We start from the raw sequence: 25,499 nt of genomic DNA, 5'->3' as shown, positions 1-25,499 counted from the left end.
GTCCGCCCCTGTGCGGAGGGGTGGACACGGCCCGTCGGGCGGGTCAGCGCGGGTTCACGACGAGCGTCGTGCCTCCGGTCGACCCGGTGATGGTCGTCGACCCGCCGTAGGTCGCCGACACCGCGTAGGTGCCCCTGGCGAGCTTCGGCAGGGTCACCGTGACGACGCCGCTGCGCAGCGTGCCGGTGACCTTCGCGACGACCGTGGTCCCCTTCCTGACGGTCACGGTCGCCTTGCCGGTGACCGTGACGTTCGAGATGACGGTGACCGTGGCACGCGGCGCCGTGCCCACCGTCACGGACGGCGTCGAGACCTTGGTGCGCGACGTGGTCCGCATGACCTTGACCGTCACGGTGGCCTGCGACGTCGCATGGGTGGCGTTGCCGTCGTACACGACCGTGAGCGTCTGCGTGCCCACCGCGAGCCCGCGCAGCCGGAACGACGCGGCGCCACCCGAGAGGGTCGTCGTCCCGAGGTTCCTCGAGCCCTCGAGGACGCGCACCTTGCCGGTCGGGGTGCCCTTGGTGGACGTGACCCTCACGGTCACGGCGACGGGGCGGCCGTACTTCACGGGCGTCGTCGCGAGCGCGACCGTGCGCGTCGCGACGGGCACCGAGCCCGCGACCGGGACCGTGACCCGGTTGACGACCTCGACGTTGCCGGCGACGTCGAGCGCGCGGTACTCGACGACGGTCGCCGCCGGGCCGACCGTGAGCGGAGACGTCCACGCCGTCCACGCGCCGGTGCCGATCCGGTACTCGGTGCGCGCCACGCCCGACGTCTCGTCCGCCGCGCGCACGGCTGCGCCGTGCGCTCAGCCGTACCGTGCGGGGTGGACGCGACGGGCGCGGGACCACGTCGTCCCGCGCCCGTCGTGTCCCCTAGTTCCGTCTCGCGACGAGGACGCGCTGCAGCAGCACGAAGCCGAGCAGGATCGCGCCGATGAGGATGCGGTTCCACCAGGGCTCGAGGCCCTCGCGGTTGCAGACCACCAGGATCAGGCCGTACAGCGTCACGCCCGCGAACGTGCCGAGCACGTAGCCGACGCCACCGGTGAGCAGCGCGCCACCGATGACGACCGACGCGATCGCGTCGAGCTCCATGCCGACGCCCGACAGGTTGTAGCCGGACTTCGTGTAGAAGGCGAACAGGATGCCGCCGATGCCGGCGCACGTGCCCGACACGACGTAGACCCACATCTTCGTCGCGCCCGGCCGCAGACCCATCAGGCCCGCCGCCTGCCCGCCGTCGCCCGCGCCCAGCCCGTACACCGTGCGGCCGAACCGCGTGTAGTGCAGCAGGTACACCGCGGCCAGCAGCACCACGGCCGCGATGATCATCGACAGGTTGATGTACCAGATGTCGGGACGCTCACCGAACTTGATCTTCCAGGACGCCAGCTTCTCGAAGCCCGGGTCCTTGATGCCGATCGACGTGGTCCCGATCATGTTCGCCAGCCCGCGGGCCAGGAACAGACCCGCGAGCGACGCGATGAACGGTTGGATGCGGAAGTACTGGACCATCACGCCGATCAGCGAGCCGATCGCCGTCCCGACGAGCACGCCCACCACGAGCACCACCGGCAGCGGTACGCCGTTGAGCAGCAGCTTCGCCACCACCAGGCCGACGAGCGCGACCACGCCACCCACCGACAGGTCGATGCCGCCGGAGATGATGACGAACGTCATGCCGATCGCCAGCACCAGCAGGTACGAGTTGTCGATGAACAGGTTGGAGAACAGCCGCATGCTGATGAAGCTGCGGTCGTCGGTGCTGTAGCGCAGCTGGCCCACCACGAGGAGCAGCAGCAGCGTCGCCACCGTGCCCGCCGTCGGCAGGTACCGGCGGTCCAGCAGCCGCTTCCAGCGCGCGTCCGGCGCGCCGGCCGGCCGCTTCCTCGTCGGCAGCTTCTCCGACACCGTCTGCGCGGTCACGCCGCCACCTCCACCTTCTTGGCCGCCGTCGGGCCACCCGGAAGACGCGGCACACGCCGCAGGCCCGACAGCTCACGCAGACGCTCGGAGCCGGCGATGCAGATCGCGATGACCACGATCGCCTTGAACAGGTCCTTCGACTCCGACGGCAGGTGGAAGATGATCACCGCGCGGTCGAGCGTGGTCAGGATGAGCGCACCGACGATCGTGCCCGCGAGGGAGAACTTGCCGCCGTCGAGCTTGGTGCCGCCGATGACGACCGCCATGATCGCGTTGAGCTCCATGAGCTGGCCGATGTTGTTCGCGTCGGCCGCCATCGTCGGCGCGCCGTAGACCAGGCCCGCGAGGCCGGCCAGGACGCCGCAGATCACGTACACGAGCCACGTGATGTTGCGCGACCGCACGCCCGCCATGTGGCTCGCGGTGCGGTTGATGCCGACCGACTCCAGCAGCATGCCGAGCGCCGTGCGCCGCACGACGACCGCGACGACCGCGAACACGACCGCCCCGATCACCACGGGCGTCGGGATGCCCAGCACGAAGCCGGACCCGATCGACTTGAACGGAGCCGAGTGCGTCGTCGTGATCTGCCCGCTCGTGAACGCGAGCGCGATACCGCGGCCCGCGACGAGGATGATCATCGTCGCGATGAACGGTTGGATGCCCAACCCTGCGACGAGGAACCCGTTGAACGCCCCGACGACCGCCGCGACCGCGAGCGCGATCGCGATCGCCGACAGCGCGACCGTCGCGTTCTCGCCGTTGCCCGAGCCGTCGATGTACGTCAGGGCCACCGACAGCGAGATCGCCATCACCGCGCCGACCGACAGGTCGATGCCACCGGTCGCGATCACGAGGCACATGCCCAAGGCGAGCAGCAGGAACGTCACCGAGTTGCGCGTGATGTCGACGAGCTGGCCGAACAGGTGCCCGTCGACGACCTTGATGTCGAGGAAGCCGGGGCTCACGATCCCGCACGCGACCCACAGCGCGACGAGCGCGAGCACGGGCCAGAACAGGTGGTGCCGCGTGACCCGCGTGAGCCACGCGAGCCCCGAGGTCTGGACGGTTCCGGTCATCATGCTGCGTCACTCCCGCTCGCTGCGATGGTCTCGAGGACCGTGGACGAGGTCACGTCGGGGCCGTTGACGAGCTCACCGACCTTCTCGCGGTCGCGCAGCACGACGAGGCGGTGCGACAGGCGCAGCACCTCCTCCAGCTCGGAGGAGATGAACACGACGCCCATGCCCTGCGACGCGAGCTCGACGACGAGGCGCTGGATCTCGGCCTTCGCGCCGATGTCGATGCCGCGCGTCGGCTCGTCGAGGATGATCAGCTTCGGCGACGTCGCGAGCCAGCGCGCCAGCAGCACCTTCTGCTGGTTGCCGCCCGACAGGTTCTTGATGAGCATGTTCGGGTTCGGCGGCTGGATGTTCAGGGCCGTCATGTAGTGGTCGACGACGTCGTCGAGCTCCTTGGCGGGGATCCGCCGCCAGATCCCGCGGTTCGCCTGGATCGCGAGGGCGATGTTCTCGCGGACCGTGAGGTCCCCGATGATCCCCTCCTTCTTGCGGTCCTCGGTCGAGTACGCCACACCGTTCTTGAGCGAGGACAGCGGCGCGGCCGAGCGCACCTGCTCGCCGAACACCGTCAGCTCGCCCGCGTCGGGCTTGTCCGCGCCGTACAGCAGGCGCGCGAGCTCGGTGCGGCCCGAGCCCAGCAGACCCGCGAAGCCGACGATCTCGCCCTCGTAGACCTCGAGGTCCACGGGCTCGACCGAACCCGAGCGGCCCAGCCGCACCGCGCTCAGCAGGGGCGTGCCGCGCTCGTCGTCGTGCGCGACGCGCTGCGCGCCCGCCTCGATCGCCGCGAGCTCGTCGCTCGCACGGCCCAGCATCTTCGAGATGAGCTCGATGCGCGGCAGCTCCGCGGTGAGGTACTCCCCCACGAACCGCCCGTTGCGCAGGATCGTCATCCGGTCGCTGATCTCGTAGATCTGCTCGAGGAAGTGCGAGACGAACAAGATGGCCACGCCGCTGTCCCGCAGCTGGCGCACGATCGTGAACAGCTCCGCGACCTCCGCCTTGTCGAGGCTCGAGGTCGGCTCGTCGAGGATCAGCACCTTCGCGTCGACGACCATCGCACGTGCGATCGAGCACAGCTGCTGCACCGCGATCGAGTGCGAGCTCAGCTGCGACAGCGGGTCGATGTCGAGGTTGAGGCGCGCGAGGTACTCCTTGGCCTTGCGCCGCGTCGCGGACCAGTTGATGAACGGTCCGACGCGGACCTCGTGCCCGAGCATCACGTTCTCGGCGACCGAGAGGTTCCCGCAGAGGTTGACCTCCTGGTACACCGTGCTGATGCCGGCGGCCTGCGCCTCGGCGGTCGAGTGGAAGCGGTGCGGCTCGCCCGCGACGCGGATCTCGCCGGAGTCGACCTGGTAGACGCCCGTGAGCGCCTTGATCATGGTCGACTTGCCCGCACCGTTCTCACCCATGAGTGCGTGGACCTCACCCGGCCGGAGCGTGAGGTCGACACCGTCGAGGGCCCGCACACCGGGGAACTCGATGGTGATCCCACGCATCTGCACGACGGGGGCGGAGTCGGACGTGAGGGACATCGTTGGTCATCCGTCCTGCTGAGGGGCCGCCGAGGGCGGCTACGTGGTGCCGTGCACCGTGCCGAGCGGCCGGGCCGCGGGGCGGTGCACTCCTTGCGACGACGCGCCGTGCGGCGGGGCGGGGGGCCCCGCCGCACGGCTGTGGTGGTGTCACCGGCACGCGGCCCGCGTCAGCGGTCCGGGCCCGTGCCTCGAGCCGGCGTCGGCGGCTCGGTCGTGCTGCTCGCCTCAGTACAGGCGCGCGTCGACCTCGTCCTGCGTGATGCTCTGGTCGAACGTCTTGTCGACGACGATGGTCTCCTTCGGGACGTCGTCACCGGCGTGGACCTTCTTGATCGCGTCGACGATCTGGTCGCCGAACACCGGGTTGCACTCGACGACGAAGTTGAACTTCTTGTCGACGAGCGCCTGCAGGCCGTCGCGCACACCGTCGACCGTGACGATGACGATGTCCTTGCCCGGGACCTTGCCGGCGTTCTCGATCGCCTCGATCGCACCCAGGCCCATGTCGTCGTTGTGCGCGAAGAGCAGGTTCATGTCGGGGTACGCCTGCAGCGCGGCCTCCATCGCGGCCTTGCCCTCGGCGCGCGTGAAGTTGCCCGACGCCTTGCCGATGATCTTGTCCGCGCCGACCGTCTCGTCGAAGCCGGCCTCACGGTCGACCTGCGCACCCGAGCCGAGCGTGCCCTGCAGCTCGAAGATCTTGGCGTCGGGGTAGTTCTCCTTGACCCACTCGCCGGCCTTCACGCCCTCCGAGTGGAAGTCCGCGCCGATCCAGGTGACGTACGGGTCCTCGACCGTGGTGTCGACCGTGCGGTCCACGAGCACGACCGGGATCTCGGCGTCCTTGATCTCCTGCAGCACCTCGTCCCAGCCGGTCTCGACGACCGGCGAGAACGCGATGACGTCGACGCCCTGGTCGATGAAGTCGCGCAGGGCCTTGATCTGGTTCTCCTGCTTCTGCTGCGCGTCGGAGAACGTCAGGTCGATCCCGTTCTCCTTGGTGAGCGAGGCCTTGACCGACTCCGTGTTGGCCGTCCGCCAGCCCGACTCGGCGCCCAGCTGCGAGAAGCCGACCTTGATCAGGTCGCCGTCGCCGCCCTTCGCACCCGTGTCGCCGTCACCGTCGCCGTCGCCGCCGCTGCTGCAGGCAGCCAGACCGAGCGAGAGAACGGCCACGGTCGCGGCGATGCCGCGTGCCCGGAACTTCTTGCTGACCATGCTTTCTCCTCCTCGAGAAACCAGTCGTGCCCAGCACGTCTGTGTGGCCTCACCGGCCGGTCGCACCATCGCGATCCGTCCCGATGTGAGCGTTCACTTGGCGATGTTAACGCTCACACGTCCGGTGGGCCAGCCTTCGAACGATCTGTTACCGAGCTGTGACCGACCCGCGCCACGCCCGCTCCTCCACGCCGCACCACCGCGACCGCGACCGCCATGACCACCTGCGCCGCCGCCGCCACGCCGACGGTACGCCCTCCCACCCCCACACCCCGCACTCCACACCCGGCACTCCACACCCGGCACCCGCCACCCGCGCCCCGCACCGCCCGCTCCCCCTCCGCCGAGTGCGCACGCTCCGGCTCGAGTGCGGACGCCCGGCGTGCGCACTCGAGCACCGACGACCGCACTCGACCGCGGGGGGTGGGGCGGGTGGGTGGGGTGGGTGGGTGGGGTGGGTGGGGTGGGGCGCGTGGGTGGCGTGGGGCGCTTGGGCGGGGTGGCGGGTGGGGGGAGACAGCGAGGCCCCGACCGTGGTGGTCGGGGCCTCGTCGGTACGCCCGGGACGACCCCCGGGCGAGGTGGTGGGGTCAGAAACCCTGGGCCAGGCGGTGGTACGCCTGGTTCCAGCGCACCTGGTCGCGGAAGCCGCGCCGGGTGGTGCTCTCGTCGATGACGAGCAGCTCCGCCGACGACAGGTCCGCGAAGATCTCGAACGCCTCGACACCGACCGCTGTCGACAGCACGGTGTGGTGGGCGCCGCCGGCCGTCAACCAGGCCTCGGTGCTCGTCGTGAAGTCCGGACGGGGCTTCCACACGGCGCGCGCGACGGGCAGGTGCGGCAGCGACGCGCGCGGCGGGACCACGTCGACGACGTTCGCGGTGAGACGGAACCGCTCGCGCATGTCGGACAGCGCGACGACGACGCCGACGCCCGGGTCCGCGTCGAACACCATGCGGACCGGGTCCTCCTTGCCCCCGATGCCCAGCGGGTGGATCTCGACGCGCGGGGTGGCGGTGGTGAGGGACGGGCAGATCTCGAGCATGTGCGCGCCGAGGATCAGCTCGTCGCCCGGCGTGAGGTCGTAGGTGTAGTCCTCCATGAGCGACGCACCGCCGGGCAGCCCGGCACCCATGACCTTGGCGGCGCGCACGAGCACGGCGGTCTTCCAGTCGCCCTCGGCCCCGAACCCGTAGCCCTTGCCCATGAGGCGCTGGACCGCGAGGCCCGGGAGCTGACGCAGGTCGCCGAGGTCCTCGAAGTTCGTCGTGAAGGCCTTGGCGCCCAGCGACGACAGGAGCTGCTCGAGCGCGACCTCCTGACGCGCGGCGTAGCGCAGCGACTCGTGGCGCTCGCCGCCCGCCCGCAGCTCGGGCGCCACGTCGTACAGCTCCTCGTACTCCTTGACGAGCACGTCCACGTCGGAGTCGGCGACCTGCGCGACCGCGGCGACCAGGTCGTTGACGCCCCAGGTGTTCACCGAGACGCCGAACCGCACCTCGGCCTCGGTCTTGTCGCCCTCGGTGACGGCGACGTTGCGCATGTTGTCGCCGAACCGCGCGAGGCGCAGCGACTGCGTGGCGGCGCGGCCCGCGGCGGCGCGCACCCACGTGCCGACGCGGCGCGCGACCGCGGGGTTGCTCACGTGCCCGGACACCGTGGTCCGGGTGACGCCCATGCGGGCCGCGATGTACGCGTACTCGCGGTCGCCGTGCGCGGCCTGGTTGAGGTTCATGAAGTCGAAGTCGATGGAGTCCCACGGCAGCTCGACGTTCGCCTGGGTGTGCAGGTGCAGCAGCGGCTTGTCGAGCACGGACAGGCCGTGGATCCACATCTTGGCCGGGCTGAACGTGTGCATCCAGGTGATGACACCGAGGACGCGGTCGTCGCTGTTCGCGTCGAGCATCGCCCGGCGGATCGAGTCGGAGTCCTTGAGGACGGGCTTCCAGACGATCGTCACGGGCACGTCAGGGCTGGCGTCGAGCGTGCGCGCGACCTCCTGCGACTGCTGGGCCACCTGGCGCAGGGTCTCCTCGCCGTACAGGTCCTGGCTCCCGGTGAAGAACCAGACCTCGCGGTCGGCGTACGGCTTGCTCACGCGTGCTCCTCCTTGGTGGCCGTGGCGGCGTTGCCCTGGCCGTAGACGTTCTGGTACCTCGCGTACAGCGAGTCGACATGGTGCTGCTCGATGGGCAGGGGCTCGCCGAGCTGGCGTGAGACGTGCACGGTGCGCGCGACCTCCTCGACCATGACGGCGGCCTTGACGGCGGCCTTCGCGTCGCGGCCGATCGTGAACGGGCCGTGGTTGCGCATGAGCACCGCGGGGCTGCGCGAGCCGCGCAGGGTCTCGACGATGCCGCGGCCGATCGAGTCGTCGCCGATGAGCGCGAACGGGCCGATCGGGATCTCGCCGCCGAACTCGTCGGCCATCATCGTCAGCACGCACGGCACGGGCTCGGCGCGCGCGGCCCACGCGGTCGCGTACGTCGAGTGGGTGTGCACGACGCCGCCGACCTCGGGCATGTGGGTGTAGACGTAGGCGTGGGCGGCGGTGTCCGACGAGGGCGCACGGTCGCCGTCGACGAGCTCGCCGTCGAGCGTGCACACGACCATCGCCTCGGGGGTCAGCTCGTCGTACGTGACGCCCGAGGGCTTGATGACGAGCAGGTCACGCTCGCTCGGTCCCGCCGGGTCGACGACGACGCGCTGCGAGACGTTGCCCGCGGTCCACACGACGAGGCCCCACCGCGGGAGCTCGGCGTGCAGGCGGGCGACGACCTCGCGGGTGCGCGCGACGTCCTCCTGGACGGACGCGGGGTGGTCGGCGAGGGTCCTCGTCATCGGGGTGCGCTCCTGCGTGGTGCTGGTGGTCATGGTGGCTCGTGGGTCAGATCGCGTCGGTGGCGGCGCGCTCGACGGCGAGGCCGGCCTCGTACCGCTCGAGGTACGCGGCGAACCCGCGCACGTCGTCGGGGTCGGGCTCGACGACGTCGATCTGCGCGTCGCCGAACACGTCCTGCGCGAGGTACGTGCCCAGGTCACGGTCGGCGGCGTGCTGCAGGTACGCGGCGAGCACCGCGATCCCCCAGGCACCACCTTCCCCTGCGGCGCTGCCGACCGCGACGGGAGCGCCGACGGCGGCCGCGAGGAGCCGCTGCGCCACGCCGGCGGTGCGGAACAGGCCGCCGTGCGCGTACATCGCGTCGAGCTCGACGCCCTCGGCGGCGAGGACGCGCATGCCCAGGCTGAGCGTGCCGAACGCGCCGTAGACCTGCGCGCGCATGAAGTTCGCGAGCGTGAGCCGGCTGTCGGGGGTGCGCACGAACAGCGGGCGGCCCTCGGTCAGGCCCGTGACGGGCTCGCCGGACAGGTAGTTGTAGGCGAGCAGGCCACCGCCGTCGGCGTCACCGTCGAGCGCCTCGCGCAGCAGGGCGCCGAACACGTCGTCGGGCGACGAGGGGTGGCCCAGCACCTGCGCGAACCGGCCGAACACCTGCGCCCACTCGCCGAGCTCGCTCGCGCCGTTGTTGCAGTGCACCATCGCGACGAGGTCGCCGGACGGCGTGGTGACGAGGTCGAGCTCGTCGTGCACCTGCGACAGCGGCTTCTCGAGCACGACCATCGCGAAGATCGACGTGCCGACCGAGATGTTCGCGGTGCGCGGCGCCACCGAGCTCGTCGCGACCATGCCGGTGCCCGCGTCGCCCTCGGGCGGGCACAGCGGCGCGCCGGCGACGAGCGTGCCGGTCGGGTCGAGCAACGCGGCGCCCGCGGCGGTGAGCCGGCCCGCGTCCTGGCCCGCGACGCGGACGGCGGGCAGCAGGTCGACGAGGCGGGTGCCCGGGCGACGGTCGGCGACGAGCGTGTCGAAGGACGCGAGCATCGCGGCGTCGTAGTCGCGCGTCGCCGTGTCGATCGGGAACATGCCCGACGCGTCGCCGATGCCCAGCACCTTCTCGCCCGTGAGGCGCCAGTGCACGTAGCCGGCGAGGGTCGTGACGAACGCGACGTGCGGCACGTGCGGCTCGTCGTCGAGGACCGCCTGGTAGAGGTGCGCGACCGACCAGCGCAGCGGGATGTTGTGGCCGAACAGGGCCGACAGCTCGGCTGCGGCGGGTCCGGTGCTGGTGTTGCGCCACGTCCGGAACGGGACGAGCAGCTCGTCGGAGGCGTCGAACGCGAGGTAGCCGTGCATCATCGCCGAGACGCCGATCCCGCCGAACGTCGTCGGGCGCACGCCGTAGCGCTGCTCGACGTCCGCGACGAGCGACGCGTACGCGTCCTGCAGCCCGGCCCACACGTCCTCGAGCGCGTACGTCCAGCGGCGGTCGACGAGCTGGTTCTCCCACTCGTGCGCGCCGGTGGCGACGGGCGCGCAGTCGGGCCCGACGAGGCACGCCTTGATGCGCGTCGAGCCGAGCTCGATCCCGAGCGCCGTGCGGCCGGCGACGATGTCGTCCCGGATCCGCGCGGCTCGTGCCTCCTGGTCGACGCCCTGCGGCGTCACGTTCTCGGTCATCGCGCCCCTTCGCACGTCCCTGTCCACATCCCCCCGCAGGGCGACCCCTAGATGTTAACGCTCACACCGGTGGACGTACACCATGTGACCCGCCCGGCGTCCAGGAACGCGTACGGACGGGCCCGAACCGGCAGCGGACTGCGGGCCCCGGGCCGGGCTGGTGCCGGAGCTACACGCCCGAGCTGCGCCGCACGACGATCTCCGGCGGCACCAACCGCGGCGCACCGCGCCGCTCGCTGCTGCCCAGCGCACCCCGCAGCACCTCGATCGCGAGCGTACCGAGCCGCACGAAGTCCTGCCGCACGGTCGTCAGCGGCGGCAGGTAGTGCGCCGAGCCGACCTCGTCGTCGAACCCGACCAGCGCGACGTCCTGCCCCACGCGGATCCCCGCGTCCCAGAACGCGTGCTCGAGACCCAGCGCGAGCTGGTCGTTCGCGGCGAAGATCGACTCCGGGACCCGCCCGCGCGCGGCGAGCTCACGGCCCACGTCGTACCCCGCGTCCGCGGACCAGCCCGCGACGATCGGCTCGCGCACCACGACGCCCGCCGCCGCGCACTCCTCACGCCAGCCCGCGAGCCGGTCCTGCGCGTCGAACCAGTCCTGCGGGCCGGCCACGTGCAGCACCTCCGTGTGCCCGCGCGCGAGCAGGTGCCGCGTCGCGAGCCGCGCGCCCAGCCGCTGGTCGACGCCGACGGACAGCACACCCGCGGTCTCGCGCAGCTCGAGCGCGGAGCAGATGAGCACGACCGGCACGGGCACGTCGAGGCCCGAGACGGCCGCCGCGACCTCACGCGTGGGGGCGATCACGACCAGCGCGTCGACGCCGTGGTCGAGGAAGTGCTCCACCGCACCGCGCATGGACTCCGCGGTGAACCGGCGCATCGTCGCGACCGAGACGTACCAGCCGGCCTCACGCGCCGCCTGCTCGAACGCGACGAGCGTGCTCGTCGGCCCGTACAGCGCCGAGGCCGGCGTCACCACCCCGAGCGTGTCCGAGCGACGCGTCACGAGCGCACGCGCCGCGCTGTTGCGCCGGTAACCCAGCGACGCGATCGCGGCCTGGACGCGGTCCCGCGTCTCCGGGCGCACGCTCGGGTGCCCGTTGAGGACCCGTGACACCGTCTGGTGCGAGACACCCGCGGCCAGCGCCACGTCGCTCATGGCAGGCGGCCGGCTCCCCGAGTCCGTCGACATCCGTGTGCTCCCTCGTGCGACGCCGCGCGCCGCGATCGGCGGGTACCCCAGGTACCGCGCATCGCCCCCTACGTACCGTAGGGCCACCGGCCCCTCCACGGTGACGTGACCGGAGGGTGACACGCGGGTGGTGCCGCCCGACGAGGTGGCGGTGACGTGGTCAGGCGCGGCCGAGCTCGCGCGAGCGCTCGTACGCGGCGCGCGCCGCCGCGACCACACCGGCACGCACCGCGTGCGCGTCGAGCTCCGCGACCGCCGCGACGGTCGTCCCGCCCGGCGACGACACCCGCTCGCGCAGCACCGCAGGGTGCTCGCCACCGGCCGCGAGCGCGCCCGCGCCCTCGACCGTCGCGACCGCCAGACGCGTCGCCAGGTCACGCGTGAGGCCGAGCAGCACGCCGGCCTCCGCCATCGCGTCGATCAGGTAGAACGCGTAGGCCGGACCCGAGCCGGAGATCGCCGTGACCGCGTCGAGGTCCTTCTCCGCGACGCGCACGACCAGCCCGGTCGCCGCGAGCACCCGCTCCACGAGCGCGAGGTGCTCGTCGGAGGCGTGCGTCCCGGCGGCGATCGCGCTCGCCCCCTTGCCGACGACCGCGGGCGTGTTCGGCATCACCCGCACCACCGGCGTCCCGGCGGGCAGCCGCTCCTCGTACGCCGCGATCGGCACCCCGGCGGCCACGCTCACGACGAGCGCACCCGCGGTCAGGTGCGCGGCGACCTCGTCGAGCACGGCGGGGACGACGGCGGGCTTCACCGCGAGCAGGACGACGTCCGCGCGCGCGGCGGCCTCGGCGTTGGTCCCGTCCGTCCGCACCCCGTGCCGCTGCGCCAGCTCGTCGCCGCGCTGACGCGACTGCTCGGTCACCTCGACCCGGTCGGCGGGCCACCCGCCCGCCAGCAGCGCGGCCACCAGGGCCTCGCCCATGACGCCCCCGCCCAGCACCGCCACCGCGGGGGTGCTCCCGCCGCGCTCCTGCTCGGTCATGGTGACGCCACCTTCCTCGTCGCTGCCTGGTCCGCTGCCTGGTCCGCTGCCTGGTCCGCTGCCTGGTCCGCTGCCTGGTCCGTCCGCGCTCCGTCGTCGGCCGCCGGGGCCGCCGCGAGGACCGCGGTGAGCCTACCGAGCCCCGCCCCCACCCCCCAGCCCGCCGAGCCCGCGCTTCCTCCGGCTCAGGAGCCCGCGAGCCGGAGCAACCGCGGGGTCGTCGGGCGGGCGCACGGCCGTCGGGGAGGATGGGGGCGTGGACGTCCCCCAGACCGAGCCGCGGCTCGTCGACGCGCTGAGAGCCGACCTCGAGGACGCCGGGTACGACGTCGAGCACGTCGAGGAGATGCTCGGACCGGTCGCGACCGCGGCGCTGCACCGCGAGGAGACCGTCCCCGCGCTGCGTGCCACGGCCGCGGCGACCGGAGCCGACGCTCGCGTCGCGGCGCTCGTGCGCCTGTTCGTGCTCGGCACGGCGGTACCGGCCGCGCTCGTCGCACGCGCCCTCCCCCGCCTCGGGGTGGACGGCGCCCAGCGGCTCGGCCTCGTCACGGCGGCGGGAGCGGGCGCCGACGACGAGGTGCGCGCGCTCGTCGACCTGCGCCCCTACGCGGCCACCGACGGACGCGGCGACGCCACGTGGTGGCTCGCGTCCGACCTCGGCGAGCTCGCGACCGGCGGCGCGCTGCGCACCGACCACGTGCTGGGGGTGGGCGGAGCGTCGACGACGCTCGCGCAGGTCACCGTGCGCGACGAGCGCGCCCGTGCGCTCGACCTCGGCACGGGGTGCGGGGTCCAGGCCCTGCACGCCGCCCGGCACGTGCGGCACGTCACAGCGACCGACATCTCGGCCCGGGCGCTCGGGTTCGCGCGGTTCAACGCGACGCTCGCGGGCGTCCGGCCGGACCGGGTCACGCTGCGCGAGGGGTCGATGCTCGAGCCCGTCGCCGGGCAGGCGTTCGACCTCGTCGTGAGCAACCCGCCGTTCGTCATCACCCCCCGCCGCGCCGACGTCCCCGCGTACGAGTACCGCGACGGCGGACGCGCGGGCGACGACCTCGTGCGCGACCTCGTCACCGGGGTCGGCGCCGTGCTCGCGCCGGGCGGCGTCGCCCAGCTCCTCGGCAACTGGGAGGTGCGCGCCGGCCAGACGTGGCACGAGCGCGTCGGGGCGTGGGTCGACGAGTCCGGGCTCGACGGGTGGGTCGTGCAGCGCGAGCTCCTCGACCCCGCGCAGTACGCCGAGACCTGGATCCGCGACGGCGGCACGACCCCCGAGCGTGACCCGGCCGGCTGGGCCGCGCGCTACGACGCGTGGCTCGACGACTTCGCGAGCCGCGACGTCGAAGCCGTCGGGTTCGGGGTCGTCACCCTGCGGCGCCCCGCCGACGACGACCGGCCACGCCTGCGCCGCCTCGAGGAGGTCACCGGCACGGTCCGCCAGCCGCTCGGGCCCGCGGTCGCCGCGGCACTGGCCGCGCACGACTGGCTCGCCGCGCGCGACGACGACGCGCTCGCCCGCGAGCGGCTCGTCGTCGCCGCGGACGTGACCGAGGAGCGCTACCTCGCGCCCGGCGACGTGGACCCGCGCATCGTCCTGCTCCGGCAGGGCGGCGGGTTCGGCCGCACGGTGCAGGTCGGGACCGCCGCGGCGGGGTTCGTCGGCGCGTGCGACGGCGAGCTCACGGTCGGGCAGCTCGTCGGCGCGCTCGGAGCGCTGCTCGACGTGGGCGCGGACGCGGTCGCGGCGGACGTCCTGCCGACCGTGCGGGGTCTCGTCGAGGACGGCCTCCTCCTGCCCGCCTCGACCTGAGCGCCGACCGACCGGTCCTCGACCCACCTGCCCCGCCCGCACCTCGACGACCCCACCCTTCCTCCGGGTCTCGGGCGCCCGAGCCGGAGCAACCGCGGGGTCGGTGGTGCGGGGCGCGGGTCCCGGCCGCTCGACGTCCGACGCAGCCGGTGGGCGCGTGGCGGTCGTCGTGGTTGGGTGGGGGCGTGGGACGAGTTCTGGTGCTCGTGGGAGCCGGTCGGTACGCGGACCCGTGGCACGACCACGCCGCCCAGGGCGACGAGGTCGCACAGGTCGCGCGGGCGCTCGGGCACGAGGTGCGGGTGCGCAGCACCCGGCCGTCGACGTTCGACGACCTCGCGCAGCAGCCCGGTCCGGACGGCGAGGCGTGGCTGCCGGACGTGCTCGTCGTCGCCGCGAGCGGTGACCCCGGCCAGCAGCCCGACGAGGACTCGCCTGCCTGGCAGCCGTTCCACGACGCCCGTCACGCGCTCGTCGAGCGCGGCACCGCCGTGCTCGCGCTGCACGCGTCCGCGTGCGTCTTCGCGGACGACCCGCGGTGGGCGGCGACGATCGGCGGGCGCTGGGTCCCCGGCCGGTCCTGGCACCCCGCCCAAGGGCCGACGACGTTCCGCGTCGTCGACGACGAGCACCCGGTCACCTGGAGCCTGCGCACCGTCACCGCCGACGACGAGCGGTACGCCGACCTCGCCGTCGACCCCGGCGTCCACGTGCTCGTCGTCGCGGACGTGACAGCCGACGAGGCGGGGACGCACGGGACCGCAGGCGAGCACCCGGTGGTGTGGACCGTGCCGGGCGCGGGCCGGGTGCTGTACGACGCGCTCGGGCACGACGCCCGCTCCATGGCGTCCCCCTCGCGCCGCGCGCTGCTCGCCTCCGAGCTCGCCTGGCTCCTGCACCCCTGACGGTCCCGCACCCGCCGACGGCCCCGCCGTCCACCCCGGGACGTGGGACGAGCGCGGCACCCGGGGGTGCCGCGCTCGTCGAGGAACGGTTCGGTGAGCCGGTGGGTCAGGAGGCCGTGACGACGTCCGGCTCCTCGAGGGCATGCGCGAGCGCACCCTCGCGGTCCACGCGCGCGGCCCGCAGGCGGCTCGCGATGACCGCACCGAACGCGATGAGCGCCGCGACCACCGCGATCGACAGACGCAGCGCCGTGTTGGCGTCCTCGCCGAACGAGACCACGACGATCGCGGGTGCGATGAGCACCGACACGAGGTTCATGACCTTGATGAGCGGGTTGATCGCGGGGCCGGCGGTGTCCTTGAACGGGTCGCCGACGGTGTCACCGATGACGGCCGCCGCGTGCGCCGGGGAGTTCTTGCCGCCGTGGCGGCCGTCCTCGACGATCTTCTTCGCGTTGTCCCACGCACCGCCCGAGTTCGCGAGGAACACGGCCATGAGCACGCCGCTGCCGATCGCACCCGCGAGGAAGCCCGCCAGCGGGCCGATGCCGAGGCCGAACCCGACCGCGATGGGCGCGAACGCCGCGAGCAGCCCGGGCGTGGCGAGCTCGCGCAGCGAGTCGCGCGTGCAGATGTCGACGACCTTGCCGTACTCGGGCCGGACCTCGCCGGTCATGATGCCCGGGAAGTCGCGGAACTGGCGGCGCACCTCGAACACGATCGCGCCCGCGGCGCGCGTGACGGCGTCGATCGCGAGACCCGAGAACAGGAACACCGTCGCACCACCGAGGATGACGCCGACGAGCGTCACCGGGCTGATGATGTCGTAGTCCATCATCGCGGCGACCAGGTCGTCGGCCGGCGCGTTCCCGATCTCGGAGATCTTGCTGGCGACGGCGTCGGCGTACGAGCCGAACAGGGCGGTCGCGGCGAGCACCGCGGTGGCGATCGCGATGCCCTTGGTGACGGCCTTGGTGGTGTTGCCGACCGCGTCGAGGTCGGTGAGGATCTGCGCGCCCTCCTCGGAGACGTCGCCCGACATCTCGGCGATGCCCTGCGCGTTGTCCGAGACCGGCCCGAACGTGTCCATCGCGACGATCACGCCGACGGTCGTGAGCAGGCCGCACCCGGCGAGCGCGATGAGGAACAGCGACAGCGCGACGTTGCCGCCCGCGATGAGGAACACGCCGCAGATCGCCGCGCAGATGATGCCCGCGGTGTAGACGGCGGACTCGAACCCGACGCCGATGCCGGACAGCACGACCGTGGCCGCACCCGTGCGGGTCGTCTCGGCGACGTGCAGCGTGGGCTTGCTCGTCGTACCCGTGAAGTAGCCCGTGACCCACAGGATGACGCCGGCCAGGACGACGCCGATGGCCACCGCCGCGGTCGCGATCAGCCGCGGGTCGCCGCCGTGGTCGGTGAGTCCCGCGGTGCCGTCGGTGAACTCCGCGAACGTGGACGGCAGGTACACGAACGCGGCGAGCGCGGCGAGCAGCACGCCCACGACGGCGGACACGTAGAACCCGCGGTTGATGGCGGTGAGCCCGCTCTCGGCGCCGCGCACGCGCGTGATCGCGACGCCCAGCGCCGCGACGAGCGCCCCGACCGCGGTGACGATGAGCGGGAAGACCAGGCCCTGCTCGCCGAACGCGGCGCGGCCGAGGATGAGCGCGGCGACGAGCGTCACGGCGTACGACTCGAACAGGTCGGCCGCCATGCCCGCGCAGTCGCCGACGTTGTCGCCCACGTTGTCCGCGATGGTCGCGGCGTTGCGCGGGTCGTCCTCGGGGATGCCCTGCTCGACCTTCCCGACGAGGTCCGCGCCGACGTCCGCGGCCTTGGTGAAGATGCCGCCGCCGACGCGCATGAACATCGCGAGCAGCGCGGCCCCGAACCCGAAGCCCTCGAGCACGGCGGGTGCGTCACCCTTGTAGATCAGCACGACGGTCGCGGCGCCGAGCAGGCCGAGGCCCACCACGGACATGCCGACGACGCCGCCCGTGCGGAACGCGATGCGCGCACCCTCGGCCCGGCCTCCGGGCAGCGACGCGGCCGCCGCGACGCGCAGGTTCGCGCGCGTGGCCAGCCACATGCCCAGGAAGCCGATGGACGCCGAGAACGCGGCGCCCACCAGGAAGAACAGCGACCGGCCGAGCTTGACGCCCCCGTCGCCCGGAAGCAGGAACAGCAACGCGCACACGACGACCGCGAACAGCGCCAGCGTGCGGAACTGCCGGTTGAGGTACGCGGACGCACCCTCCTGCACCGCCTTGGCGATCTGCTGCATCGACGCCGTGCCCTCGCCGGCCGCCAGGACCTGCCGCCGCAGCACCGCCGCGACGACGAGCGAGGCGACTGCGAGCCCCGCGATGACCCCGACGATCGTCAGGCTCGTGGAACCGAGCTCGACCATGCACCCTCCTCGGACCTCGGGCGCACCCCCTGCACGCCCGCGCGCGCCCGGCCCCGTTGCCGTGCGACCCGCGCAGTCTAGCCACGGGCTCATACCGCTCAGTAACGGACGGATGACCAGGAGTCGACAGACCTTCGTCCCCGGCGTCGGGCCGCGGTACGACGAGTCGGCCCCGCGAGGGTGCACGCTCCGGTACAACGGTTCGCACGGGTTCGTCGTCCTGGCTGATGAGGACGGCGACCGCCGGACTCGTGACCGGACGGACGGACGAGGACACGTGGGCGACGAGGACCTGCTGGCCGTGCTGGCCCGCGAGCGCGGGCGGGCGCTGTTCGGCTACGCCCACCTGCTGACGGGTGACCGGCACGCCGCCGAGGACCTGGTGCAGGAGGCCCTGGTGCGCACGTTCGCGCGGCGGCGCTCGGGCTTCTCGCCCGACGACGCCGAGGCGTACGTGCGCCGCGCGATCCTGTCCGTCTTCCTCGACGACGCGCGTCGTCGGACGCGGTGGGCGGCGGTGCGGCACCTGCTGGGGCGGCACGACGAGCCCGCGCGCGACCCGGCGACCGCCGTGGGTGCGGGCCTGGACGTGCGTTCCGCGCTCGCTACCCTCGCGCCGCAGGAGCGCGCGGCAGCGGTGCTGCGCTGGTGCGAGGACCTCACGGTCCCGCAGGTCGCGGCCCGGATGGGCCTGGCCGACGGCACCGTGAAGCGGTACCTGTCGACCGCCGGTCACAAGCTCGAGGCGCTGCTCGGCCCGCTCCCGGACGGGACGGACGAGACGGTGCCGCTGACCCCTGGGAGGGCCCGGCCATGACCGAGCACGAGAACCGCAACCCCCTGGCCGACGCGCTGCCGCACGCGGAGCGCTCCCCCGAGGCACTGGCGTACGAGGTGCCCGTGGAGCTGGTCCGCACGCGGGCGCGGCGCCGACGGCGGGCGCGCACGGCGGGTGCGGCGGGTGCCGTCGCGCTCGTCGTCGGCGGCGTCGCGCTCGCCGTGCCGCCGCTGCTGCGCGGCGAGGGGACGACACCCGCGCCGGTCGCCGCGCACGCGTCGGTCGCGGCGCACGCGCCGGCCGAGTGCCGCCGGACCCTCGCCGGTCTGCGTGCGGGTGACGGCATCCGTCCGGGGAGCGGGAACGCGGCGACGGACGACGGGGACTTCTGGCGCGTGACCACGAGCCTCGAGGCCGACGCCGTGCTCAGGCCGAGCGGCGCGTGGCGGGGCCTCGTGCGCGTGGACGTGGACGCACCGACGGCGTCGCTGGTCAGCGAGCCGAAGGGGTGGACGATCGCGGGCACGCTCGTGCTGGTGCAGGACGGCGCAGTGGTCGCGGTGCTCGACGGGTGGCAGGACATGTCGCTGCAGCAGGCCACGCAGGTCGCGGTCGACGTCCAGCCCCAGCCGTTCCCGCTCGACACCGAGATCGACTCGACGTTCGTCTCGTGCGCCACCGGCGAGCCCGCCGAGCTCGCACCGGGTGACTACGAGCTCGTCGCGACCCGCACGCTGGGCTGGTCGCAGGGGGACTCCACGACCGAGTGGGTCGCCCGCGCGACGAGCGAGCCGCTCGCGGTCACGGTGGCCGACGACGACGCTCCTCCCGCACCGACCGGCCCGGCGACGTGCGGGGCGAGCGACGACGAGCTGCGGGACCTCGCGGACCCGCGGACCAACCCCGCACCGTCCCGCCTGTCGGCACCCGGTGCCCCGACGACCGCGCGTGCCGGTGAGCGGCTCGTCGTGCAGGTCAAGCTCACGAACGACGGGCCCGAGCGTCTCGACGCGACCGCGAGCACACCGACGCTCGTCGTGGTGCAGGACGGCCGCGTCGTGGGCGGGCTCGACGCGGTCGAGTCCGTGGGGCACGCGATGTCGCTCGACCCCGGGGGGTCCCTGTGGCTCGAGGCGGGCGCGCGGCTGCTCGCCTGCTCGGCTGACGGCAGCGCCGGGCCCGCGCTCGACCCCGGCGAGTACGAGGTGTGGGCGGTCACGGACGTCATCCCGGACCGCGCCGGGGGCGGTCCGGACCCGGCCTCGGCGTGGGACGTCGCGGGGGGCCCGTGGCGGGTCGTCGTCCGCTGACCGGTCCGCAGGCCGTGCGGCAGGACCTGCACCGTCACGGTCCGCCGCACGCGTGAGGGCGACGGGCACGTCCACCCAGAGGGCTCACCCGGCCGAGGCGGCCGGGTGAGCCCCCGTCGCGAGCAGCACGTCGCCCGTGAAGCCCGCGCACGAGGCGGGCAGCGTGCCGCCCTCGGCACGCACCCGCGCGGCCGGCACGCGCATCCCCTCGACGCGCACCGCGTCCCCGAGGCGCAGCGGCTCGCTCTGCGCGCTCGGCACCCAGGTCAGCGCACCGGTCGCACCGTCCCAGAGCCACCCGTGGTCCACGCCGAGGAGCACGTCCGGGGCCACGGCGAGGCAGCCGTCGACCACCATGAGCCGCCCCTCGACCGCGGGACCGGCCGGCAGCCCGTCGACGGGCTCGACGCGGAGCCCGCTCGTGTCGAGCGCCGCGACCGGCAGCGTGCCCGAGCCGTCGACGATCGCGGGGCCCGCCTGCGGGTCGCTCGGGGACCACAGTCCGCCGTCGAAGTCCGCGCACGACGCGGGCACGTCGCGCTGCGCCGCGCGGGACTGCGCCGCGGGCGCCTCACCGCCGCCGAGCAGGAACGTGTCGCCCAGCTCGAACGTGCGGCCCGTGCCGCGGTGCAGCAGCACGCCGTCCTGCCACAGCCAGCTGCTCGGGTCGACGACGAGCAGGGTGCGCGGGCCCACCGCGAGGCAGCCGTCGACGACCTGCAGGTGCGCGACCCGGAGCGCCTCCATGCCACCGTCGGTGTGCATGGTCCACGCGCCGACCGTCCACGTCGGCTCGGGCTCCGGCGCGGCCGGCTGAGGGCGGACGTCGCCCGACCGGCCGACGAGCACCGCCGCCGCCCCCGCGACGACGAGCGCGGCCGCAGCCGCGAGCGCGACCACCCGCCACGGACCGGTGAGCCCCGGGAGGCCGGGCGCGCCGGGCGCCGAGCGGCGCACACGCACGGGGCGCACAGGCACGGGGCCCACGGGCAGGGGGCGCACGGGCACCGGGCCCGCGAGGTCCGCCGCAGGGGCGGCGCCCGCCGGGTCCGGCTCGGGCACCGGGAGCGTGAGCGGCCCGGGGTGTGCGCTCAGCAGCGCGTCCGCCTCGTCGTCGACGCGCGCGCGGAACACGACCGCGAGCTCGTGCTCGGTGATGCTCATCGTGGCTCCCTCGGTCCCGGTCGGTCCTGCCGGTCGCGGCGTGCGGTCTCGGTCACCGAGAGCCGGCGCAGCGCGTGGTGCGCGGTCACGCGCACGGTGGACCGCGTGATGCCGAGCACCTCGGCGATCGCGCGGTCGTCGAGGTCCTCGACGTACCTCAGGGTGAGCACCGCGCGGGCCCGGGGCGGCAGGCCGGCGATCATCGACACGGCGGCGTCCACCGACTCGAGGTGCGCGATCTCGTCGGGCGCGACGGGCTCACGCCGCCGGGCCCCCACGACCTCGACCTCGGTGCCGCGCACCTGGTCGAGGTAGAGCCGCACCAGCATGGTCCGCGCGTACGCGAACGGGCTGCGCGCGGCGCGCACCTTGTCCCAGTGCCGCAGGAGCCGCACCGCGGTGTCCTGCACGAGGTCCTCGGCACCCGCGGGCTCGCGCGTCAGGCCGAGCGCGACGCGCACGAGGGCCCGCCGGTGCTCGGCGAGGAACCGGGCGACCTCGTCGTGCACGGGCGCGACCGGTGGTCGCGTGAGCGCGTCGCTGTCCATACCCAGGAGACTGCCGCAGGACGCCGCGCTGTTGAGCCGATCCGCGACCCGACCCCAACCGACCCGACCTCCCGTCCGTCCTGTGGGGTGAGAGGGTCGGACGACGAGAGGTGACGGGGCCGTGGCATGGCAGAGCGTGCTGGACGAGCTGGTCCGCGACCGCGGGCCCGCGCTGCTCGGGCACGCGTACCTGCTGACCGGTGACGTGCGGGACGCCGAGGACCTGGTGCAGGACGCGCTGGTCAAGGTGTTCTCGGGACGTCGGCGCGCGGACGAGGTCGGCTCCGCCGAGGCGTACGTCCGACGAGCGATGCACACGATCTTCGTCGACGGGTTCCGCCGGCGGCGGCACTGGGCGACCATCCGGCACCTGACCGCGGCACGCGAGACGAGCCCGCCGGACGGCCCGCACGCACCACCCGAGCTGGTGGTCGGCAACCGCCTCGCGCTGGCGCAGGCGCTCGCGACCCTCACCCCGCGCGAGCGGGCGTGCGTCGTCCTGCACCACGTGGAGGACCTGCCCGTCGGCGAGATCGCCGAGGTCCTGGGCCTGTCGACCGGGACCGTCAAGCGCTACCTGTCCGACGGCCGCGCCGCGCTGCGCACCCATCTGGAACCCACGTCGGACGCGTCGCCCGCGTCCGACGCCCCACCCGAGCCGCCGATCCTCGAACGGATCGCCGTCCACGCCAGGAGGACCCGATGAGCCGCACCCACCACACCCCCGCGCACGCACCCGGCGACCCGCTGGGCGAGCTGCTCACCGACCTGGCGGACGCCGCGGGATCGGCCCGCGGCCCGCTCGACGGCGCGCTCGTCGGACGCGTCACGTCCCGCGTGCGCCGCCGCCGGGCGGCACGCCGCGCCGGCACGACGATCGCGGCCGCGGGTGCGGTCGGCGCGGTCACGTTCGGCGCGTCGCACGTGGGCGGGCTCGGGGGCGCGCGCGCGACGCCCGGTGCGAGCGGACCGGACGCGACGCGCGCCACGGCCCAGCCGAGCACCGCGTTCGTCGGCACCGCGGAGCCCGGCGCCGGCACCTCGCCGTCCGACCGGCCTGCCCCGTGGGCAGGCGTGTTCGACTGCGGGCTGCCCGTGCGGCTCGGCACCCCGCCCGAGGCCCGGGGCCTCACGCTCGAGGCCGCGCCCGCCAGCACCGTGTCCGTCGGGGTGCGGGACGGGCAGCGGGTCACCGCGCAGGTCCCGCGGACCGTGACGTACGCGCTCGTCGAGCACGGCGTCGTCGTCGGCTACCTGTGGCCGGACGAGGACGGGACGGTCCGGCTCGAGGGGACGAGCGACATGTGGGTCCAGCTCGACGAGGCCGTGCACCTCGTCGCGTGCGACGCCGACGAGCCCACGGGCCTGGTCGAGGCGTGGCCGGTCGTCGCGGCGGACGTGAGCGAGACGACCGCCGGCGCACCCGGGCAGGCCGTGCTCGTCGGCGAGCCCCGTCAGGTCAGCGTGCCCTGACACGCGCGAGCGCGGCGCGGTACTCGCTCGTCGTCCCGTCCGGGCGCACCTCCTGCAGGACGTGGTCCCGCACCCCCAGGGCGTGCAGCGTCGCGGTCAGGCCGCGCACGTCGTCGTCGGACAGCACGGTCGGGTCCACGGTGGTGCGGACCTGCACGTCGACGCCCGAGTCCAGCACCAGGCGCAGGCTCGCGAACGCCTGGTCCGCCGCGGTGGTCTCACCGCCCGCGCGGACGACCGCGCGGTACAGGTCCCGCGGCGCCTTCACGTCGAAGCCCACCCAGTCGACCAGCGGCAGCAGTGCCTCGAGCCGGCGCGGGTAGGCGCCGCCGGTGTGCAGGCCGACGCCGAAGCCCGCGGCGCGGACCTCGCGCATCGCGTCCGCGAGCGCGGGCTGCCGGGTGGGCTCGCCGCCTGAGAACACGACGCCGTCGAGCAGGCCGGCACGGCGGGCGAGCAGGTCACGCACGTCGCGCCACGGCACCTGGCCGGGCGCGCGCGGGTCGAGGATCGCGTGGTTGTGGCAGTACGTGCACTGCCACGGGCAGCCCTGCAGGAACACCGTCGCGACGAGCCGCCCGGGCCAGTCGCACGACGACATCGGGGTGAGACCCGCGATGACCAGGTCCCCCGCGCACGTCGCGCGGCGCTCCCGCGAGGGGACCGGGACGGCGGACGCCGCCCCCACGCCCGGCAGCCCGAGCGTGAGGGGCGGCTGCCCGCTGGTCGAGAGGGTCACGCCAGCGCCGCCACGGACTCGCGGAAGTGCGTGCGCTCGGCGTGCTCGCCCTTCTTGCCCACGTTGAACGACGAGACCGGCCGGTGGTAGCCCATGACGCGCGTCCACACCTCGCACTCCTGCATGCGTCCGGCGTCCGCGCACTTCGGGCACTCGAGGTGCTCGCCCGCGAGGTACCCGTGGTTCGGGCAGATCGAGAACGTGGGCGTCACCGTCAGGTACGGCAGCCGGAACCGGGACAGCGAGCGGCGGACCAGCTCGCGTGCGGCGTCCGGCGTCGACAGACGCTCCGACATGTACAGGTGCAGCACCGTGCCGCCCGTGTACTTCGTCTGCAGCTCGTCCTGCCGCGAGAGCGCCTCGAACGGGTCGTCCGTGAAGCCCACCGGGAGCTGCGAGGAGTTGGTGTAGTACGGGTTGGCGTCCGTCCCCGCCTGCAGGATCCCGGGGAAGCGCGCCCGGTCCTCCTTGGCGAAGCGGTACGTCGTGCCCTCGGCCGGCGTCGCCTCGAGGTTGTACAGGTGGCCCGTCTCCTCCTGGAACTGGACCATCCGGCGCCGCACGTGGTCCAGCAGCCACACGGCCATCTGGTGACCGCGCGGGTCGGTGATGTCGTACTCGTCGCCCGAGAAGTTGCGGATCATCTCGTTGAGGCCGTTGACGCCGATCGTCGAGAAGTGGTTGTCGAGGTTCGCCAGGTAGCGCTTGGTGTACGGGAACAGGCCCTGCTCGATGAGCCGGCCGATCACGTCGCGCTTGAGCTCGAGGCTCGTGCGGGCCAGGTCCAGCAGCTCGTCGAGCCGGACCAGCAGCCCCGCCTCGTCGCCCGGGTACACGTACCCCAGGCGCGCGCAGTTCACCGTGACCACACCGATCGAGCCCGTCTGCTCGGCCGAGCCGAACAGCCCGTTGCCGCGCTTGAGCAGCTCACGCAGGTCCAGCTGCAGGCGGCAGCACATCGACCGCACGTCCCCGGGCTTCATCTCCGAGTTGATGAAGTTCTGGAAGTACGGCAGGCCGTACTTCGCGGTCATCGTGAACAGCGCGTCCGCGTTGGCGCTGTGCCAGTCGAAGTCCTGCGTGATGTTGTACGTCGGGATCGGGAACGTGAACACGCGGCCCGTGGCGTCGCCCTCCGTCATGATCTCGATGTACGCGCGGTTGATGACGTCCATCTCCGGCTGCAGGTCGCCGTACGTGAAGTCGCACGGCTCGTCGCCGACCATCGGCACCTGGTCCTTGAGGTCGTCCGGGCACACCCAGTCGAACGTCAGGTTGGTGAACGGCGTCTGCGTGCCCCAGCGGCTGGGCACGTTGAGGTTGTAGACGAGCTCCTGGATGCCCTGCTTGACCTGCTCGTACGTCAGCTCGTCGGTGCGCACGTACGGCGCCATGTACGTGTCGAAGCTCGAGAACGCCTGCGCGCCCGCCCACTCGTTCTGCATCGTGCCGAGGAAGTTGACGATCTGGCCGATCGCCGCCGAGAAGTGCTTCGCGGGACGCGCGTCGACCTTGCCCGGGATGCCGCCCAGGCCCTCCTGCAGGAGCGTGCGCAGGCTCCAGCCGGCGCAGTAGCCGGACAGCATGTCGAGGTCGTGGATGTGCAGGTCGCCCTCGCGGTGCGCCTGCCCGACCTGCGCCGGGTAGACCTCCGAGAGCCAGTAGTTCGCGACGACCTTGCCCGCGGTGTTCAGGATCAGGCCGCCGAGGCTGTAGCCCTGGTTGGCGTTGGCGTTGACGCGCCAGTCGCTGCGGTCCAGGTACTCGTCGATCGAGGACGCGACGTCGACGGTGACGGGCGTGGCGGCGGGCTCGGGCATGGTGTGCGCTCCTTGGGGTTCAGGTTCCAGCATCTCGCCGCGATCACCAGATGTA

21 protein-coding genes are annotated in these 25,499 nt (G+C 73.5%); 6 read left to right on the top strand and 15 right to left on the bottom strand.

Annotated elements, in window-relative coordinates; genetic code table 11:
- Window positions 1-43 precede the first annotated feature (43 nt).
- From ACT17Q_RS03405 to proC, 10 genes are all read right to left on the bottom strand, one after another.
- Window positions 44-799 carry an Ig-like domain-containing protein gene (locus ACT17Q_RS03405; RefSeq protein ID WP_444664756.1) on the bottom strand — a complete coding sequence of 252 codons (756 nt, stop codon included), beginning with the start codon at window positions 797-799 and terminating at the stop codon, window positions 44-46.
- A gap of 82 nt (window positions 800-881) precedes the next feature.
- Window positions 882-1,934 (bottom strand): ABC transporter permease subunit, encoded by a 1,053-nt coding sequence (locus ACT17Q_RS03400; RefSeq protein WP_444664754.1) that lies wholly within the window; start codon window positions 1,932-1,934, stop codon window positions 882-884.
- Window positions 1,931-3,016 (bottom strand): ABC transporter permease, encoded by a 1,086-nt coding sequence (locus tag ACT17Q_RS03395; RefSeq protein ID WP_444664752.1) that lies wholly within the window; start codon window positions 3,014-3,016, stop codon window positions 1,931-1,933. The genes ACT17Q_RS03400 and ACT17Q_RS03395 overlap by 4 nt, the downstream gene beginning before the upstream one ends.
- Complete coding sequence (locus tag ACT17Q_RS03390) at window positions 3,013-4,554, bottom strand: sugar ABC transporter ATP-binding protein (protein WP_444664750.1); 1,542 nt, start codon at window positions 4,552-4,554, stop codon at window positions 3,013-3,015. Before ACT17Q_RS03390 ends, ACT17Q_RS03395 begins: the two co-directional genes overlap by 4 nt.
- A gap of 228 nt (window positions 4,555-4,782) precedes the next feature.
- A complete protein-coding gene (locus tag ACT17Q_RS03385; RefSeq protein ID WP_444664748.1) occupies window positions 4,783-5,775 on the bottom strand; it encodes an ABC transporter substrate-binding protein in 993 nt (330 codons plus the stop codon).
- Between the two features lie 590 nt (window positions 5,776-6,365).
- A complete protein-coding gene (gene araA / locus ACT17Q_RS03380) occupies window positions 6,366-7,874 on the bottom strand; it encodes an L-arabinose isomerase (protein WP_094180843.1) in 1,509 nt (502 codons plus the stop codon).
- Window positions 7,871-8,617: an L-ribulose-5-phosphate 4-epimerase gene (locus tag ACT17Q_RS03375; RefSeq protein ID WP_444665357.1), complete on the bottom strand. Its 747-nt coding sequence runs from the start codon at window positions 8,615-8,617 to the stop codon at window positions 7,871-7,873. Before ACT17Q_RS03375 ends, araA begins: the two co-directional genes overlap by 4 nt.
- A gap of 46 nt (window positions 8,618-8,663) precedes the next feature.
- Window positions 8,664-10,295 (bottom strand): xylulokinase, encoded by a 1,632-nt coding sequence (locus tag ACT17Q_RS03370; protein ID WP_444664745.1) that lies wholly within the window; start codon window positions 10,293-10,295, stop codon window positions 8,664-8,666.
- A 169-nt stretch (window positions 10,296-10,464) separates the two neighbouring features.
- Window positions 10,465-11,490, bottom strand: a complete 1,026-nt coding sequence (locus ACT17Q_RS03365) for a LacI family DNA-binding transcriptional regulator (RefSeq protein ID WP_444664743.1) — start codon at window positions 11,488-11,490, stop codon at window positions 10,465-10,467.
- 160 nt (window positions 11,491-11,650) lie between these two features.
- A complete protein-coding gene (gene proC, locus ACT17Q_RS03360; RefSeq protein ID WP_444664741.1) occupies window positions 11,651-12,478 on the bottom strand; it encodes a pyrroline-5-carboxylate reductase in 828 nt (275 codons plus the stop codon).
- Window positions 12,479-12,734: 256 nt separating this feature from the next.
- Between proC and ACT17Q_RS03355 the strand changes: the two genes are divergently transcribed.
- Window positions 12,735-14,291 carry a DUF7059 domain-containing protein gene (locus ACT17Q_RS03355; protein WP_444664739.1) on the top strand — a complete coding sequence of 519 codons (1,557 nt, stop codon included), beginning with the start codon at window positions 12,735-12,737 and terminating at the stop codon, window positions 14,289-14,291.
- Window positions 14,292-14,476: 185 nt separating this feature from the next.
- Window positions 14,477-15,196 (top strand): ThuA domain-containing protein, encoded by a 720-nt coding sequence (locus tag ACT17Q_RS03350; RefSeq protein WP_444664738.1) that lies wholly within the window; start codon window positions 14,477-14,479, stop codon window positions 15,194-15,196.
- Window positions 15,197-15,302: 106 nt separating this feature from the next.
- Here ACT17Q_RS03350 and ACT17Q_RS03345 read toward each other — a convergent pair whose 3' ends face one another.
- Entirely contained in the window at window positions 15,303-17,612 is a 2,310-nt protein-coding gene (locus ACT17Q_RS03345; protein WP_444664736.1) for a sodium-translocating pyrophosphatase, read from the bottom strand.
- Window positions 17,613-17,889: 277 nt separating this feature from the next.
- On the opposite strand from ACT17Q_RS03345, the gene ACT17Q_RS03340 reads away from it, so the two are divergent.
- Both ACT17Q_RS03340 and ACT17Q_RS03335 read left to right on the top strand, forming a co-directional pair.
- The gene (locus ACT17Q_RS03340) at window positions 17,890-18,429 is read left to right on the top strand and encodes a sigma-70 family RNA polymerase sigma factor (RefSeq protein ID WP_094180851.1); all 540 of its coding nucleotides are present in this window, start codon (window positions 17,890-17,892) and stop codon (window positions 18,427-18,429) included.
- Window positions 18,426-19,700 (top strand): hypothetical protein, encoded by a 1,275-nt coding sequence (locus tag ACT17Q_RS03335; protein WP_444664733.1) that lies wholly within the window; start codon window positions 18,426-18,428, stop codon window positions 19,698-19,700. Before ACT17Q_RS03340 ends, ACT17Q_RS03335 begins: the two co-directional genes overlap by 4 nt.
- A gap of 84 nt (window positions 19,701-19,784) precedes the next feature.
- Here the strand turns inward: ACT17Q_RS03335 and ACT17Q_RS03330 are convergent, their stop codons facing one another.
- Window positions 19,785-20,864 carry a hypothetical protein gene (locus ACT17Q_RS03330; RefSeq protein WP_444664731.1) on the bottom strand — a complete coding sequence of 360 codons (1,080 nt, stop codon included), beginning with the start codon at window positions 20,862-20,864 and terminating at the stop codon, window positions 19,785-19,787.
- Window positions 20,861-21,412: an RNA polymerase sigma factor gene (locus ACT17Q_RS03325; RefSeq protein ID WP_094180854.1), complete on the bottom strand. Its 552-nt coding sequence runs from the start codon at window positions 21,410-21,412 to the stop codon at window positions 20,861-20,863. The genes ACT17Q_RS03330 and ACT17Q_RS03325 overlap by 4 nt, the downstream gene beginning before the upstream one ends.
- A 121-nt stretch (window positions 21,413-21,533) precedes the next feature.
- On the opposite strand from ACT17Q_RS03325, the gene ACT17Q_RS03320 reads away from it, so the two are divergent.
- Together ACT17Q_RS03320 and ACT17Q_RS03315 are read left to right on the top strand one after the other, a co-directional pair.
- On the top strand, window positions 21,534-22,118 hold the full coding sequence (locus ACT17Q_RS03320; protein WP_444664729.1) for an RNA polymerase sigma factor: 585 nt from the start codon (window positions 21,534-21,536) through the stop codon (window positions 22,116-22,118).
- Window positions 22,115-22,885, top strand: coding sequence for a hypothetical protein (locus ACT17Q_RS03315; protein ID WP_444664727.1), 771 nt, complete (start codon window positions 22,115-22,117; stop codon window positions 22,883-22,885). Before ACT17Q_RS03320 ends, ACT17Q_RS03315 begins: the two co-directional genes overlap by 4 nt.
- On the opposite strand, the gene ACT17Q_RS03310 is transcribed toward ACT17Q_RS03315, so the two are convergent.
- Together ACT17Q_RS03310 and ACT17Q_RS03305 are read right to left on the bottom strand one after the other, a co-directional pair.
- Window positions 22,872-23,624 (bottom strand): anaerobic ribonucleoside-triphosphate reductase activating protein, encoded by a 753-nt coding sequence (locus ACT17Q_RS03310; protein ID WP_444664725.1) that lies wholly within the window; start codon window positions 23,622-23,624, stop codon window positions 22,872-22,874. The two genes, ACT17Q_RS03315 and ACT17Q_RS03310, sit on opposite strands and share 14 nt — an antisense overlap.
- A complete protein-coding gene (locus tag ACT17Q_RS03305; protein WP_094180858.1) occupies window positions 23,621-25,444 on the bottom strand; it encodes a ribonucleoside triphosphate reductase in 1,824 nt (607 codons plus the stop codon). The genes ACT17Q_RS03310 and ACT17Q_RS03305 overlap by 4 nt, the downstream gene beginning before the upstream one ends.
- Window positions 25,445-25,499 lie beyond the last annotated feature (55 nt).

This window comes from Cellulomonas sp. CW35 (assembly GCF_052378485.1).
Lineage (GTDB): Bacteria > Actinomycetota > Actinomycetes > Actinomycetales > Cellulomonadaceae > Cellulomonas > Cellulomonas uda.
Note: the sequence above shows the minus strand (reverse complement) of the source record. Positions and strands in the feature narration are given on the sequence as shown.

What these genes read in the sequence shown, in the direction of transcription:
- ACT17Q_RS03315 (WP_444664727.1), top strand. Translation starts at nt 22,115, where the DNA reads ATGAGCCGCACCCACCACACCCCCGCGCACGCACCCGGCGACCCGCTG.
- ACT17Q_RS03385 (WP_444664748.1), bottom strand. Translation starts at nt 5,775, where the DNA reads ATGGTCAGCAAGAAGTTCCGGGCACGCGGCATCGCCGCGACCGTGGCC.
- proC (WP_444664741.1), bottom strand. Translation starts at nt 12,478, where the DNA reads ATGACCGAGCAGGAGCGCGGCGGGAGCACCCCCGCGGTGGCGGTGCTG.
- ACT17Q_RS03365 (WP_444664743.1), bottom strand. Translation starts at nt 11,490, where the DNA reads ATGTCGACGGACTCGGGGAGCCGGCCGCCTGCCATGAGCGACGTGGCG.
- ACT17Q_RS03370 (WP_444664745.1), bottom strand. Translation starts at nt 10,295, where the DNA reads ATGACCGAGAACGTGACGCCGCAGGGCGTCGACCAGGAGGCACGAGCC.
- ACT17Q_RS03330 (WP_444664731.1), bottom strand. Translation starts at nt 20,864, where the DNA reads ATGAGCATCACCGAGCACGAGCTCGCGGTCGTGTTCCGCGCGCGCGTC.
- ACT17Q_RS03390 (WP_444664750.1), bottom strand. Translation starts at nt 4,554, where the DNA reads ATGTCCCTCACGTCCGACTCCGCCCCCGTCGTGCAGATGCGTGGGATC.
- ACT17Q_RS03305 (WP_094180858.1), bottom strand. Translation starts at nt 25,444, where the DNA reads ATGCCCGAGCCCGCCGCCACGCCCGTCACCGTCGACGTCGCGTCCTCG.
- ACT17Q_RS03375 (WP_444665357.1), bottom strand. Translation starts at nt 8,617, where the DNA reads ATGACGAGGACCCTCGCCGACCACCCCGCGTCCGTCCAGGAGGACGTC.
- ACT17Q_RS03345 (WP_444664736.1), bottom strand. Translation starts at nt 17,612, where the DNA reads ATGGTCGAGCTCGGTTCCACGAGCCTGACGATCGTCGGGGTCATCGCG.
- ACT17Q_RS03325 (WP_094180854.1), bottom strand. Translation starts at nt 21,412, where the DNA reads ATGGACAGCGACGCGCTCACGCGACCACCGGTCGCGCCCGTGCACGAC.
- ACT17Q_RS03335 (WP_444664733.1), top strand. Translation starts at nt 18,426, where the DNA reads ATGACCGAGCACGAGAACCGCAACCCCCTGGCCGACGCGCTGCCGCAC.
- ACT17Q_RS03395 (WP_444664752.1), bottom strand. Translation starts at nt 3,016, where the DNA reads ATGATGACCGGAACCGTCCAGACCTCGGGGCTCGCGTGGCTCACGCGG.